The 14,332-nt window shown below is 48.6% G+C and carries 13 protein-coding genes and 1 tRNA gene; 7 read left to right on the plus strand and 7 right to left on the minus strand.

The genetic code is table 11. From position 1 onward, the window contains the following. Nucleotides 1-5 precede the first annotated feature (5 nt). Complete coding sequence (locus tag BLW29_RS22685) at nucleotides 6-1,298, minus strand: sensor histidine kinase (RefSeq protein WP_090983872.1); 1,293 nt, start codon at nucleotides 1,296-1,298, stop codon at nucleotides 6-8. After that, nucleotides 1,298-1,975, minus strand: coding sequence for a response regulator transcription factor (locus BLW29_RS22690; RefSeq protein ID WP_090983874.1), 678 nt, complete (start codon nucleotides 1,973-1,975; stop codon nucleotides 1,298-1,300). Before BLW29_RS22690 ends, BLW29_RS22685 begins: the two co-directional genes overlap by 1 nt. A gap of 207 nt (nucleotides 1,976-2,182) precedes the next feature. On the opposite strand from BLW29_RS22690, the gene BLW29_RS22695 reads away from it, so the two are divergent. Genes BLW29_RS22695 through BLW29_RS22705 form a run of 3 tightly spaced genes read left to right on the plus strand, consistent with a single transcriptional unit; the run spans nucleotide 2,183 to nucleotide 5,656 of the window. Further along, nucleotides 2,183-2,950 (plus strand): polyphosphate polymerase domain-containing protein, encoded by a 768-nt coding sequence (locus BLW29_RS22695; RefSeq protein ID WP_090983876.1) that lies wholly within the window; start codon nucleotides 2,183-2,185, stop codon nucleotides 2,948-2,950. Beyond that, a complete protein-coding gene (locus BLW29_RS22700; protein ID WP_090983878.1) occupies nucleotides 2,947-3,627 on the plus strand; it encodes a DUF4956 domain-containing protein in 681 nt (226 codons plus the stop codon). Before BLW29_RS22695 ends, BLW29_RS22700 begins: the two co-directional genes overlap by 4 nt. A gap of 25 nt (nucleotides 3,628-3,652) precedes the next feature. Beyond that, nucleotides 3,653-5,656 carry a carbohydrate-binding domain-containing protein gene (locus BLW29_RS22705; protein WP_090983883.1) on the plus strand — a complete coding sequence of 668 codons (2,004 nt, stop codon included), beginning with the start codon at nucleotides 3,653-3,655 and terminating at the stop codon, nucleotides 5,654-5,656. Nucleotides 5,657-5,789: 133 nt separating this feature from the next. Here BLW29_RS22705 and BLW29_RS22710 read toward each other — a convergent pair whose 3' ends face one another. From BLW29_RS22710 to BLW29_RS22730, 4 genes are all read right to left on the minus strand, one after another. Next, on the minus strand, nucleotides 5,790-6,332 hold the full coding sequence (locus tag BLW29_RS22710) for a GNAT family N-acetyltransferase (RefSeq protein ID WP_090983885.1): 543 nt from the start codon (nucleotides 6,330-6,332) through the stop codon (nucleotides 5,790-5,792). 667 nt (nucleotides 6,333-6,999) lie between these two features. Beyond that, nucleotides 7,000-8,253, minus strand: a complete 1,254-nt coding sequence (locus BLW29_RS22720) for a hypothetical protein (RefSeq protein WP_090983889.1) — start codon at nucleotides 8,251-8,253, stop codon at nucleotides 7,000-7,002. 328 nt (nucleotides 8,254-8,581) lie between these two features. Then, nucleotides 8,582-8,791, minus strand: a complete 210-nt coding sequence (locus tag BLW29_RS32160; RefSeq protein WP_090983891.1) for a tyrosine-type recombinase/integrase — start codon at nucleotides 8,789-8,791, stop codon at nucleotides 8,582-8,584. 265 nt (nucleotides 8,792-9,056) lie between these two features. After that, nucleotides 9,057-9,133 (minus strand) — tRNA-Arg (locus BLW29_RS22730). A 250-nt stretch (nucleotides 9,134-9,383) separates the two neighbouring features. Between BLW29_RS22730 and BLW29_RS22735 the strand changes: the two genes are divergently transcribed. Further along, nucleotides 9,384-9,578, plus strand: a complete 195-nt coding sequence (locus tag BLW29_RS22735) for an aspartyl-phosphate phosphatase Spo0E family protein (protein WP_256208814.1) — start codon at nucleotides 9,384-9,386, stop codon at nucleotides 9,576-9,578. Here BLW29_RS22735 and tadA read toward each other — a convergent pair. Next, nucleotides 9,562-10,047, minus strand: coding sequence for a tRNA adenosine(34) deaminase TadA (gene tadA / locus BLW29_RS22740; protein WP_090983895.1), 486 nt, complete (start codon nucleotides 10,045-10,047; stop codon nucleotides 9,562-9,564). The two genes, BLW29_RS22735 and tadA, sit on opposite strands and share 17 nt — an antisense overlap. Nucleotides 10,048-10,393: 346 nt before the next feature. Between tadA and BLW29_RS22745 the strand changes: the two genes are divergently transcribed. The 3 genes from BLW29_RS22745 (at nucleotide 10,394) to rluF (ending at nucleotide 14,155) form a co-directional block, all read left to right on the plus strand. Next, nucleotides 10,394-12,649: a sensor histidine kinase gene (locus BLW29_RS22745; protein WP_256208815.1), complete on the plus strand. Its 2,256-nt coding sequence runs from the start codon at nucleotides 10,394-10,396 to the stop codon at nucleotides 12,647-12,649. 61 nt (nucleotides 12,650-12,710) lie between these two features. Further along, entirely contained in the window at nucleotides 12,711-13,427 is a 717-nt protein-coding gene (locus BLW29_RS22750) for an NAD(P)H-binding protein (RefSeq protein ID WP_090983897.1), read from the plus strand. A gap of 32 nt (nucleotides 13,428-13,459) precedes the next feature. Continuing rightward, a complete protein-coding gene (gene rluF / locus BLW29_RS22755) occupies nucleotides 13,460-14,155 on the plus strand; it encodes a 23S rRNA pseudouridine(2604) synthase RluF (protein WP_090983899.1) in 696 nt (231 codons plus the stop codon). Nucleotides 14,156-14,332 lie beyond the last annotated feature (177 nt).

Consider the following 14,332-nt stretch of genomic DNA (forward strand, 5'->3'; position numbering starts at 1 on the left):
TGGCCTTATTTGCCTATGGAGGCTAGTGGCAGTTGGAGCGAGAATGTCGTTGTCTCGTTCGGAATACTGCGCGCCGTGATCTTTCCTTTATGCTGCTCGGCAATGGATTTGGCGATGGCTAAGCCTAAGCCGTGTCCGCCTTGTTTGCGGGACCTTGAGGCATCTGCTCGATAGAAGCGGTCGAAGATGCGTTCCAGATGCTCGGAGGCAATACCTTCGCCTGCATTGCTTACTGTGAGCATCAGGTCGTGGTGGCGCCTGCTCAGCTTCACGTCAATGGCACTCTTCGCGTTGGCGTATTTGGCCGCGTTATCGAGCAGGATCATCACGACCTGCTTGATTTGTTCGCCGCTGCCGCGAACGATCAAGCCCGGCTCAATCTCGTAGCTGAGTGACAGGTCTTGCTCGAAGATGACAGCCTCCATCGTCAGAATGACGCTCTCCACGGCTTCGCTAGCGTTAAACGGGGCGAACGCCATACGTGCCCTGGAATCATCCATTTCGGTCAAATACAGGAGGTCGCTCGTCAATGTCTTCATACGCTCGGTCTCCGATTGGATATGATTCAGCCATTTGGCTTGATCGGCGATGCGCTCCTCCTTGTGGGCAAGGAGCACGTCCACGTTAGTGTTGATGACGGCGAGCGGCGTCTTCAATTCATGTGAGGCGTCTGCAATGAATTGCTTCTGCTTCTCGAACGCTTCCTTGACCGGTGCAATGGAACGATTCGCGAAATAGCGGCTCGTCAGATAGATGACGATGAGCATGCCGAGACCGACTATTAGGAACGTATAGACGAGATGGGTTAGAATTTGCTGCTGGGCGGTCACGTCGAGGTAGGCGATCGAGTAACCGGATATCGTATTTTGAATCAGATAAGCCCAGTGAGTGCCGTCGAGAGAGAAGCGCCCGCTGTTCGCATGGCCTTGGGCGGCAATCGCGATAGCTCGGTCGTAGAAATCATCGTTCATATCGAAGCGGGAGTCCGTTGACGTGAGCTTCCAAGCCGCGTCGGTTTGCAAGGAGAACGAGACCGAACGCTCCGGCGGTGGCCCTCCTCCATTGATTGTGTTATCCATACGAGGATGATCTTCGCCGCCCTGATGCAGGCTTCCTTCCCCATCGCCCCCTTTACCTGGCTTCCGATAGAAGTCCGAGACGCGGTGCAATTCCATATCGATATCGGCGCGCACATTTTGATACGTGATCGTATAGATGGCTCCGAACGCTACGAGCATCATGCAAGTAATGATGACGATATTCAAGATTAAGAAGCGGTTGCGAAGCCGATTAAACATCAGTTCGTCACCTCCAGCACGTATCCGACGCCGCGGATGGTGTTAATCCGCACTGAAGCGTCCAGGAATGCCAGCTTCTTGCGCAGGAAGGAGACGTAGACTTCCACGTTGTTGTGCTCCACCTCCGTGTCAAACCCCCACAGTTTCTCGATCATTTGCTCCTTGGAAGTAATGGCGGTATTCCGCGTCATGAGCAGCTCCAGCAGGCCGCATTCTTTGAGGATTAGTTTAAGTTCCTTCCCCTTGCACGTTAGCCTGAGCGTCGACGTATTCAATTCGATGTCTCCGAATCGCAATGTATCCTCCGCTATCGCATCTCCCTTGCGTCTCAAAGCAGCTCTAATCCTCGCGAGGAGCTCCCCCGTCGAGAACGGCTTGGCGACGTAATCGTCCGCGCCATGGTCAAGTCCGGAGATTTTGTCATCAATCTCTCCTTTGGCGGTCAACAGAATGACAGGCATCGGAACGCCTTCCGCCCGAAGTGCCTTAAGGACCGAGATGCCGTCCAGTTCCGGCAGCATGATGTCGAGCAGCACGAGATCATAGATGCCGCTCAGGGCATGGTCAAGCCCTTCTCTGCCATCATGCGCGACATCGACGGCATAATGGTGTTTCTTAAGTATTTGGGTCAACGCTTCCGCGAGATGAACCTCGTCTTCCACGATTAACAGTCTCATTCCGGTTTCCCCTTTTCGTCAGCGTGTTGCTGTTTCGCCTTCATCATAGGCAACGAACCTTTAATCAACCTTAATTCTACCGAAGCCTTGCAGGCAACCGCTAATTGTAAATAACGTGTAAAGATTTAAGATTCGTTAAAGGTTCAGGCTCTAAGATACAGTCATGGCACGGCGGACTGCGCCGGCATGAAAGGAGCGAACGGCACGATGGCAATTGAAGTGTTTAACCGTTACGAGAATAAATACCTCATGGATACCCAAGCATTCACTACCCTGCATAACCGGCTGCTTGCGTATATGGAGCCCGATGCCTATAACCAGGACGGCGATTTCTACTCGATCAGCAATCTCTATTACGATACCGAGCATGATACATTGATCCGCACCAGTCTGGCGAAGCCAAAGTACCGGGAAAAGCTGCGTATCCGGGCATACGGAATACCCAGGGAGGATAGCAAAGTATACCTCGAGTTAAAAAAGAAAGTGTTCGGTTTGGTGAATAAGCGCAGGACGGCACTGACGCTGGATGAGGCCTACACGTTCGTTCGAACAGGCGAGGAGCCGAAATTTCGTGCCGGGATGAACCGGCAGGTCATCCGAGAAATTCATTATTTTCTGCAGCGCTACGAATTGCGGCCGAAGGTGTATCTGGCTTACGACCGGATCGCGCTCTTCAGCAAAGAGAACCGCGACTTGCGTATCACATTCGATACGAACATTCGGACAAGGCGGCATGATATCGGGCTCGAGCGCGGAGATTACGGTGAGCTGCTAATGCCAGCGGGGCAGTGGCTCATGGAAGTGAAGGCGGAGAAGACGATTCCGGTCTGGCTCTCCCGGCTGCTATCGGAGAGCGGGATGTTCAAGGCAAGCTTCTCGAAATACGGCAATGAGTATAAGAAGTGGACAAGGGACGGCAGACCAAGCCTGCACAGCCCATCTAAAATGATGACGAAGGAGAGCGTACTGTTATGATTGATTCTTTATTCTCGTCGGCGGCCGAAGGTTCGGCGCTCACGCTGACCGATGCACTACTAACCTTATTTGTAGCGATTGCACTTGGATTGCTTATCAGCTGGACGTACATGCGGACGCAAGTCGGATATACTCAGAATTTTGCGCTGACCATGATTGTGCTGCCCGTTATTGTAGCCATTATCATTCTCTTGATCGGCAGTAATGTGGCAAGAGCCTTCAGTCTCGCAGGTGCCTTCTCCATTATCCGGTTCCGCAGTGCGCCTGGCGATCCGAAGGATATTGCGTTCGTCCTATTTACGATGGCCGCCGGTCTTGCTTGCGGTGTCGGGTCGTTTGGCTATGCCGTATTGTTCACAGTCGTGCTGTGCGTGCTGATGTTCGTTCTGCGGGCCGTGAATTTCGGTGCCAAACGAGCGACGCAGAAGCTGCTCAAGGTAACCATTCCGGAGAATCTGGGCTATGAAGAGGCGTTCGATGAAATTTTCAACATGTTTGATGTGGCGTATGAACTAAGAAAAGTGAGAACAACGGAGCTTGGGAGCTTGTATGAAGTGGTGTATGCCATTACGCTCGATCCGCAAACGAACCAGAAGGAGCTACTGGACGCGATTCGGTGCAGGAACGGCAATCTCGATATTACACTGACGATGAATCCGCCGGTGATGGACAATTAAACGATGATCGAAAGGAAGATGAACGATGAAACCAACTCAAACGACCAAGAAACTGAGCGCCCTCCTATTATGCGCCGTTCTATTGACGGCATGCAGCGATAACGCTGCTTTGAATGAATCTGCGTCGACGGGGACGAATGCGACGACTGCAGATGCTGATGCTGTCTCGCAAGCTGAGGCTGCTACGCTGGCCAGCTTGAAACTGGATGGTGATATCGAGTACGACACGGACGACGCTTATGAGGAATGGTCGGAGACAGATGCTACCCTTATTAAACTAAATGGTGCCAGTGCGACGATTGAAGGAGAAGGCGCGGAGGCGAAAGAAGGAACCATTACGATTACGAAGGCAGGCACGTACGCGGTAAGCGGAAAGCTGGATGATGGGCGTATTGTCGTCCATGTAGCGGATAAAGGTACCGTGCGTCTTATCTTGAACGGGGCCGAGATCCATAACGCATCGAGCTCCGCGATTTACGTCGAGGAAGCGGGTAAGACGATTCTATCTCTGGCAGAAGGGACGGATAACCGGGTCGAGGATGGCGCGAAATATGTCTTCCCGGATGGTTCGGAGGAGGACGCGGAGCCCAATGCGGCGATCTTCAGCAAAGACGACCTTACGATTAATGGCAGTGGCAAGCTTGTGGTGGAAGGTCACTATAATAACGGAATTACGAGTAAGGATAAGCTGAAAATAACAGGCGGCACGCTTGCGATCCATGCCGCCGACGATGCCGTGATGGGCCGTGATTTGGTTGCGGTTGAGGCCGGTAATCTGACGATCGAAGCCGGTGGCCATGGCATCAAAACGACGAAAGATACGGAAGGCGAAGAAGGCGTCATCGCCATCGAAGGCGGAAGCTTCGACATTACTTCCGGTGAAGATGCTTTGCACAGCAGCGGCGGCCTATTAATCGGAGGCGGCGAGCTCCATATCAATGCCGGAGATGATGGGGTGCATGCGGAGCTTGCGCTTGCCGTGACGGGCGGCACGGTCGAAGTCGCGAAGAGCAATGAAGGGCTCGAGGCTCCGAGCATTCTGATCGCCGGCGGTACGACTACGGTGGAGTCGAGCGATGACGGCGTGAATGCCGCTTCGGGCGACAGCGAGACGGCTGACGGTGGACAAGGAGGACGCGGTCCCGGTGGTGGTGGAGGCACTCCGCCGGATATGCTGGATGGCGGGAAGGCACCTGCAGCTGCGGGCGAAGGCGGTCAAGCAGTAGACGGAGCTAGCCCTGGAACTGGCGATGGAAGCAGCGGAGGCGGAGGCACTCCGCCGGAAGGCGCGCCGTCGTTCGAAACTTCTCCGGATGGCATGCCACCGGACGGTGCATTTGGGGGCATGCGGCCGGGCGGAGCAGCGGGGAACAACACGCTCACGATCAGTGGTGGCCAGCTCACTGTGAACGCGGCAGGTGACGGTCTGGATGCGAACGGCTCCATCTTCATGAGCGGCGGCACCGTCATCGTTAATGGACCGACCGAGAATGGCAACGGCTCCTTGGACTATGATGGCAGCTTCGAGTTGACCAGTGGTTTCCTTGTTGCCGCGGGCAGCTCCGGTATGGCACAAGCCATATCGGATCAATCGACGCAGGCCGGGATCTTGATGACATATCCGCAAACGCAAGAAGCGGGAACATTGATTCGAGTGGAAGACGGAGCAGGCGATGATGTGCTGACTTTTGCTCCGCTGAAGGACTACCAAGCTGTGTTCGTCAGCTCACCGGATTTGAAAGTGAACACGTCTTATGTACTTTATTCCGGAGGAACATCGACCGGCAGCCAGAAGAGCGGGCTATATGACGGAGGCGACTATCAGGGAGGAACGAAGCTCATCGACTTTAAAACGTCGACTATCGTGACCTGGTTGAACGAATCAGGCGTAACCGAAGCTCGCAGTGGAATGGGTGGTCCAGGCGGTGGCGGTGGCGGTTTCCCAGGCCGCAGAGGAGGCGGGGATGGCGGACAAGGCGGCCGGAAGATGACTGAAGGCGCGGCAGGAACGGAGAATCAAGAATCGTAGGTTGAGTATGAATGATGCAGTGGTTATGGGGACCCATGAAGCTTCGGGGCTGCCAACTAGCCATTCGCACAAAAAAGAACCGCACACAGCTGCGGTTCTTCTACATATATAGCACATAAGCGAGGCAGCTCAGCTAGTCATGCTCGGATAGGATCGCGAATATTTGGTGGTCTTCCCATTGACCATTGATCTTTACGCCGCGCCGCTCAATACCTTCCTTTTGAAAGCCTGCCTTTTCTAAGACGCGCATTGAACCTGTATTACTCGGCATTACGCCTGCATCAATGCGATGTAAGTGAAGTTCATGAAACGCAAATGCGACGGTTAACGAGACGGCCTCCGTCATAAGTCCTTTGCCGTTATAGAGCCCGTCCAATTGATAACCAATCATGCCCCGCTCAAGCGGACCGCGATAGATTTGGTTAAGGGATATGCTGCCGATCAGGATGTCGGATTCCTTGAGGAAGATTCCGAAGTTATATTTCTTATCTTCTTCGCGCTGCTTGATCGAATCGGTAATTGACTGGCGTTTCGATTCGAGCGTGTAGAAATCATCGGCGAAGATGGGGGAATACTTCTGAAATAATTCGCGGTTTCTCACTTGCATATCCAGTAATGCTTCTGCATCCTCAATCTCTAAGAAACGAATATATACGCGGTCACCTATAAGAGTCATCGTCATGTGCCTCCTGATTCTGTCTGCCCATTCATCGCCCGAAGCGATATGCATGTCAGGAATGTTCGGATATAAAACAAAAAACCTTGCATAACAAGGTTTTAATTAGCAAAATGGCGCGCCCGATATGATTCGAACGTACGACCTGCAGTTTAGGAAACTGCCCCCCCATATAGTTTGCGATATCTCTACGAAGCTTTTTCGAAAGGTTCCTTGAGCAGGGTTCATCCTTGGTTAGTCATTCGTAGACTGAAAAGGCTAACTGTCCTTGCTTTTTAAATACTTTTTCATTGTGAAGCAAATTAAACTTATCATAAGTGATACCTTTAGTAAAATTGAAGCTTGCTCATGAGTAATATGGAAAAAGATCATGAAAGTAACAGTATCAGCTCCACTATCATATTGAGAATAATAATACACTGCGAGAATAGATACATAAATCATTAATTGCGAGATTACTGATAATAATGCAGTTAATGATTTCTCGCTATTAAATGTTACTCCTAATAGAATTGTTATGCAAACCAAGGTAATCAATCCGATTATTAAAGCCATCAAACTTGTCAGCTCCTTCTAAGGTAAGTATATATAGACAAAAAATAAATCACAACAAATGTTATGATTTATTTTTTAACCTATTAGTTAAACTATTTTGTACAGGAAGAGCCTATGGATTTGACACGTAGGAGAAAGACATATTGTGGCTATTATTTCCTCCTGCAGTATAATCATGTCCATTTGACATGTTGTATGTCCACTTCAACGATAATAACTTCGTTGCAGCAGCGCCGGTGAAATGTCCTACGGTAATAACTTGATCAAAGGTGTGCCCAACGTTTGAAAAATAATTCCCTTGTTTGAGTGTGGATAAGATATTCTTGCAAACACTCGTGCTCGTGTTGTCAAAGTTCCTCAGAGATGTTGCATCAGATGATGTAGTACCACCTGGTGTAAAACCAAACGAAACTGGAGTGCCAGGTAGACTCCAAGACCAGTCTAGTTTAAACTTACCAGAGGTTGATGTTTGAGTAGAAGAATCCCATTGAATTGTTCTTACCGCATCCCCTGGATCTGTGTGTGTTTCAAAAACTGTCGGAGCATAATATCCAAGCTCCCAATCACTATTATTTGAGTTCATACTCGGTAATGTAGGACAGTATGTACGCTCTGAAAGTACGTATAATTTTGTATTGAATGTACCGCTATTAATAATTGATTGTGGACCCTCAACATAGGATCTAATAACCATTTCTTCGTAAATTGTTTGTCCAGCAGCAGCGTAAGAAACGGTATATGTTTTGTCAGAATGGCCAGTTACTATAGATCGTGGTTGAATACTATTTACCATCTCTGGAGCGAGTATTTTTGAATACCAAAACACGTCTTCGTGATCTGCTTCCGGCAAGGAATTAACATTCTGAAATACAGTATTTTCATTAATAATATCTTTAAAATCTGTAGTTTCAATAATTGTAAAATTACGAGTGTCTTTTTCCATTAAGTATACTTTAAGTACTTCGTCAGATGCATTAAATGAATGATTGAAGGTGAGGGATGATTGAGGTTTTTTATCAATTCCCAAAAATACAACTTCATAGTTGCCAGCTTTGTCCTCTGCATCCCCTACTACCATTTCATTCGTATAATCAGGTTTCTTAAGGGTAGCATAGATATCAATAGGTTTATTTGTATTGGATAAATAACCTTTAAGTTCAATTGTTGATGAAGTAACGTCAGCATCTTGAACAATTAGACCTGTTTTTTCTTGCAAAGTAACGTCATTGTAGTTATCACCCCGTGGATTGAGGTTGAGAACTGTAGTACCACCTAGATCCTTATTTTCTACCGACTGAGCTTGAACCGTTGGTACTGCTGTGAGCAATAAACCGATAATTCCTGATGCCAACAATGCTTTTTTCATCTGAGTATCTCCTCGTTAGTTAGAATTGGAATCACCGTTACAGTTATTCCATGCATTTCCTATAGTAGGAGGGTGGTCAGGAATTTACAAGCTACCTTAACTAATTTTTAGAGTAAAAAACAAATATCGACATCATTCGACGGAGTATTAGTTCAAAAGTTTCTATTATATTACAATAAAAATAGTGATATTAAATAATAATAGGAGACAATTAGAAAACAGTGATAAGTGTTTTCTAATTGTCTCCTATTATTGAGCTGTTACTCTTGATATAAATAAAAGTGGAATAGTGATCTTGAGCTGATATTAATCGAATATGTTCTTGTCATTAGACACTAAATGCTGGTGCATACTTATCGAGAGCACTTGAGGATCGCTTATTCATTTTTTCTGATTCTTCCATGTACATATTAGAAGTCGTCTCTTCACGTGTATGTCGCAGAACTTCCTGAATAGATTTTGTATCTGCACCGCTTTCCCCAAGCAGCTTAGCCGTGGTATGCCGGAGATCGTGTAGACGGATAGGTGGAGAGTCCATTTAGCGCTTTTCATTAGCCTTCGGAAGTACCTTGTAGCAGCATCTGGGTACAACATTACCCCTACGGAGGTTTCATTTCTCTCACCTGGCGGCTCGGCTATTTATACCATAGAAATTGAGCAGAAAAAGAGTTATGTATTAGGTGAATATTTGACTGAAAAATAACACTTCGCCCCCAATTCGCCCCCAAAATGTTAATTGAGCCAAAATACGAATAAGTAGAAATAAAAAAACCCTTGATAATCAAGGGTTTTATCGTTTTAAATGGCGCGCCCGATACGATTCGAACGTACGACCTGCAGTTTAGGAAACTGTCGCTCTATCCTGCTGAGCTACGGGCGCGCGGCAAGGATAATAATAGCATGAATGCCAAATGTGGTGCAAGCAAGTCTATTAGTCCTAACGAGGCTGTAAAACAGTGAGAAAATAGTCCTGATTACAGGATTTACTGATGAATACTGTCGAAACTTTGCCCCATTATGGGGGGAGATTGTCGACAAGATTTTACAAAATTAATAGCTTGCACCATATATAATGAATGTAGTTACTGACTGTAACTAAGTAGAAGAGATAGGAGATGTACCGAGGGCGGATGAATGACAAAATGAACCTACTCCATGAGTTGCAGGTGCTTCGTACAAAGCTGCTCGAAATGGCTGAAGCCCGCGGAAGTTTAACTGACCCTGAGGTACTTGCAATAAGTGAAGCTGCAGATGAACTTATCGTAACGCTACAACTGATGCAAAGAGATGAACTAGTAAGCGATGCTGCTAGATACGCCTTCTGAGTCGACGGAAGAAGAGGGTTAATAAATCCGAACATTCTTGCTGCATCAGCCCGCCAAGCAGCTCAGTCTCATGATTGAAGCGCGGCTCTTGCAGTAAATTCATTAATGTGCCGGCGCAGCCTGCCTTGGGGTCGGTTGTGCCGTACACTACTTTTCGAATACGACTCTGAACCAGTGCTCCCGCACACATCGGACATGGCTCAAGCGTCACATAAAGCGTACAGTCCAGCAGCCTCCACGCATTCAAATGTTTGCTAGCCTCCCGAATCGCGATCATCTCCGCATGCGCGGTCGGATCCAAATTCGTCTCCCTCAAATTATAGCCCCTGCCGATGACTTCGCCATCCTTTACAATGACCGCGCCAATAGGCACCTCACCGATTTCTTCCGCTTTCTTCGCCTCCAGTATGGCTTCTTGCATCCACTTATAGTCCTCTTCTCGAAAAAAATCCGTCCCTATCGCCGTCATGAATTATGCCTCCGGTCCTGTTCTATATAATGAGTTATACCCATTCGACGTCAATCGACTGTCGAATTGTGCCGCGAACAAATATTCGTTGTTAACAGGTTGTGCATAGAATTGTGGATAACTCGTGATTATTCACAGATCTGTACACAAATTATTCACTTGGCCTGTGAGTATGGGGAAAAACTTGTGTATAACTATCGGTGCTACCAACATATCGCACAACCGATTCGACTTCTTTTGCACGGTGACAAGAGGAAATGATGCGCGAGATTGCTTTCATTTTATGCCAATTATGGTATGATCCAAGTAGCTGTCAACAGGCTGGTGTCAAAGGATGTGTCGTATATTGTCGGTTAAAACTAAACTATCTGTCATGATTTCCTTGATTGTCTTTGTGCTGCTCGTTCTTAATGTGATTCTGAACGAATATTCGACGCGGGTCAATCTAAGGGACGACATTCAGCTCAAAATGATGTCGATTAGTCAGCAGGTTGCGGCAAACGTCATTCAAAATACGAGAGAAATCGAATTCGTTCAAACCGTCTTGTCCGATAAGATGAAGTTGGCTTCGTTCTCTGCGGCGAGCCAGCTGCCTTATCATGCCGATGAGGTCACTTATCAGCAGCTGAGACAGGTTGCAGATAATGTCGGCGTTTCGAGCATGTCTTTGCTCAAGCAGAAAGGCTCGAAGTATTATGTCGTCCAATCGACTAATCCGCCGGAGATCGGCGATGCCAGTAATGTCTGGATTGCACATAAATCTCAAACGATTGAGCAGGAGACGCTTAATTATGAGTTTTGGATAGGGCCGGACAAGCTGACGCTGACTGACAATACGGTTCTGGGTCAAGAGAGCTTCTATACGGACCGCAACTTGGACTACATCATTCGATTTTATATGAAAAGCGATCAATTCACAGACATCCGGAAGATTTCCCATACGACTTCATTGTTAGCGGAACTGAAGACGGGTAATCCGACGATACTTGAGATTACAGGGTTTAATCCGGAGCTGTTCGGCGACGAGCCCATTAAAGATATTCCTTCTATTGTAAGCATGGAGCAGTTGAAGGAGAAACCGGTTTCGTTCGGCAGTTATGAATATGGGCAAATAGAGAAGGATAAGAAGAGTATAAAGGAATCGTTGCAGGGCAAAATGGTGTTCCGCGAAGAAACGATTCATGATCATACTGTAATAAAGAGCTTTATTGCGCTGAAAGAGCCTGTTCCCTATGTGATTGGCCTTGTGCTCGACAAAGCGCCGATTATGAAGCTAGCGGATGAACAGCGCAACAATCAGATCTTTATTTCGATCGTGCTGCTTATCGTTGTTGTATTCTGCAGCTATTGGTTATCGGATATTCTGCTGCGGCCGGTCCGTTCAATACTGTGGAAGGTAAACGAGGTATCCTTCGGGAGATTCGACGATACGATCGAGGTTAAGCGGAAGGATGAATTGGGGCAGCTGGCGCAGCGCGTGAATGCCATGTCGAAGAACCTCAACATCTATATGACGAAGCTGAAGATGGCGTTCGAAGAGAACCGGTCCATGAAAGAGTATTTGGAATCATTCATTAATCATACGACAGATGCCATCCATGTCGTGGACTTGGACGGCCGCATTACGCAGGTGAACCGCGCTTTCGAGCAATTGTTCGGTTATACGACGGAAGAGGCAATTGGGCAGATGCTTCCGCTTGTTCCGGAGCATTTGTACGAAGAAGAGCAGCAGACCATGGAGCTGCTTAAATCGGGTAAGCCGCTTGCAGCTCGCGAGACATTGCGAGTAACGAAGAGCGGCGATTGGATATCCGTCAGCGCAACGACATCGCCAATCCAAGATAAGCACGGAGAGCTCCGTGCCATCGCGAGTATAACCCGCGATATGACAAGCCGCAATAAGATGGAGGAACTGCTGCGCAGGTCAGAGAAGCTGACGACAGTCGGCCAACTGGCAGCCGGTGTAGCCCATGAAATTCGCAATCCGCTAACGACGCTGCGAGGGTTTCTGCAGCTGCAGCTCGAAACCGAGAAGCTCAATACACGTCATGTGGATATTATGCTCTCGGAGCTTGATCGTATTAATTTGATTGTCAGCGAGTTTCTCATCCTGGCTAAACCGCAGGCGACGCGCTTTGAGGTGAAGGATGTTCGGTTTATTCTTGGCGATGTCATTTCACTGCTCGATAGCCAGGCGCATCTGTGCGATATTGAGTTCGAGACGTATTTTGACTTAGAGAATTGCCGAATCTCGTGCGAAGAGAACCAGTTGAAGCAAGTGTTTATCAATGTGCTCAAAAATGCGATCGAGGCGATGCCGGAAGGCGGGCGGATCACGATTGAAGCGAGGCGGAATGATCAGCATCATGTCAACGTATCCATAACGGATGAAGGAATCGGCATCCCGGAAGAGCGGATTGCGAAGCTTGGTGACCCGTTCTACACCGATAAGGATATGGGCACCGGGCTTGGTATCATGGTCAGCCAGCGCATTATTCAGACGCATCAAGGGATGCTCGAGATCAAGAGCAAAGTGAACGTGGGTACGACGGTGAACATCCTGCTGCCGCTAAACAAAGACCAGGTGCTTCTAGAAGCTTAAGCAGTCTGGGCAGCTGCATGGCCAACGTTCTATGAACAATACATACAAGAAGGTGATTGGCATGGAGGCATCGGCGCCATACAAAGCGCTGCTCGTTGGAGCAACCGGTCTAGTAGGTGCTTCACTGCTGCGGCAGTTGCTGCAAGACAGCAGATGCAGCGCCGTTACGATTCTCGTCCGCAGACCGCTCCGTCCTCCTGCTGACGAGAGCGGCTCGAACAGGAAGCTGACGGTGATTACAGCTGATTTCGACCGCATGGATGAGGCGCTGGCCGGCGTAGAAGCGGATATCGTCTTCTGCACGCTCGGCACAACCATTAAGAAAGCCAAGACGCAAGAAGCCTTTCGGCAGGTAGACTTGGCGTATCCGGTGGCAATTGGGGAATGGGCGGCGCGGCATGGAGCGGCGAAGATGATCATTGTTTCCGCTATGGGAGCGAATGCATCTTCCTCGATCTTCTATAACCGAGTCAAAGGTGAGATGGAGGCGCAGCTGAGCGCACTTGGCTTGCGGGAGCTGCATATCGTGCGACCGTCTCTGCTGCTGGGGAAGCGGGAAGAGTTCAGGCTCGGGGAGAAGGCGGGTATCTTGCTCACGCCGCTGCTGAAGCTCTTCATGCAAGGCGCGCTTCGTAAGTACCGACCTGTTGAAGCAGAGGATGTCGCGGCTTTCATGGTTAGCCTATGCCGCCAAGGTATCACGATTACGGGGCAAGAAGCGGGAACTTTCGTAAAAATCTATGAAAATGATGCAATACACGCTAAAATACAGCTATAAGAAGCACTTTTCATGCGGGGTGAACACGGCAGTTGAGGATTAACAAGTTTATTAGCGAAACAGGCTATTGTTCCAGACGAGAAGCAGATAAGTTGGTAGAGGGCGGACGCGTTTCCATTAATGGCGTCACGGCTGAGCTTGGCAGTCAAGCGGAGCTGGGTGACGATGTGCGGATCGATGGGAAAGTAATCGGCGAGCAGAAAGGTCATGTCTATATTGCACTGAACAAGCCGGTTGGCATCACAAGCACAACCGAATCGCAGGTCGAGGGCAATATTGTTGAATATATCGGGCATCCGGAGCGGATCTTTCCAATTGGCCGACTGGACAAGGATTCGGAAGGGCTGATTCTGCTCACGAATGATGGCGATATCGTCAACCGAATTTTGCGGGCGGAAGGCAAACACGAGAAGGAATATATTGTGACCGTAGATCGGCCGGTCACGCCGCGATTTCTGAAGGCGATGAGCGAAGGTGTTCGAATACTAGGCGCAATGACGCTGCCTTGCAAGGTAGTGAAAGAAGGCGACCGCGTATTTCGGATTACGCTGACCGAAGGCAAGAACCGACAGATTCGTCGGATGTGCCAGACATTCGACTACAACGTCAGGAAGCTTCGCCGCGTGCGGATTATGAATATTCAATTGGGACAGCTTGCGAGCGGCAAATGGCGCGACCTTACGAATGGCGAGCTGAAGGAACTGTTTACGCTGCTCAACTATCAATAAAGTTCGACACTTTTCCCGGGAATAAGAAGAAACCAACATCGTCCGACATGGGGTCGGCGATGTTGGTTTTTTGTTAATTCTAAGCGTTTATGTACGCTGTTTGATTCGTATAAACGGTCGATTTTACCTCTATAGCAAGCAATAATAACATTTGTATTCCTAGAATACATGAAGTAA

The sequence above is a fragment of the Paenibacillus sp. CF384 genome (genome assembly GCF_900106745.1).
Classification (GTDB): Bacteria; Bacillota; Bacilli; order Paenibacillales; family Paenibacillaceae; genus Paenibacillus_Z.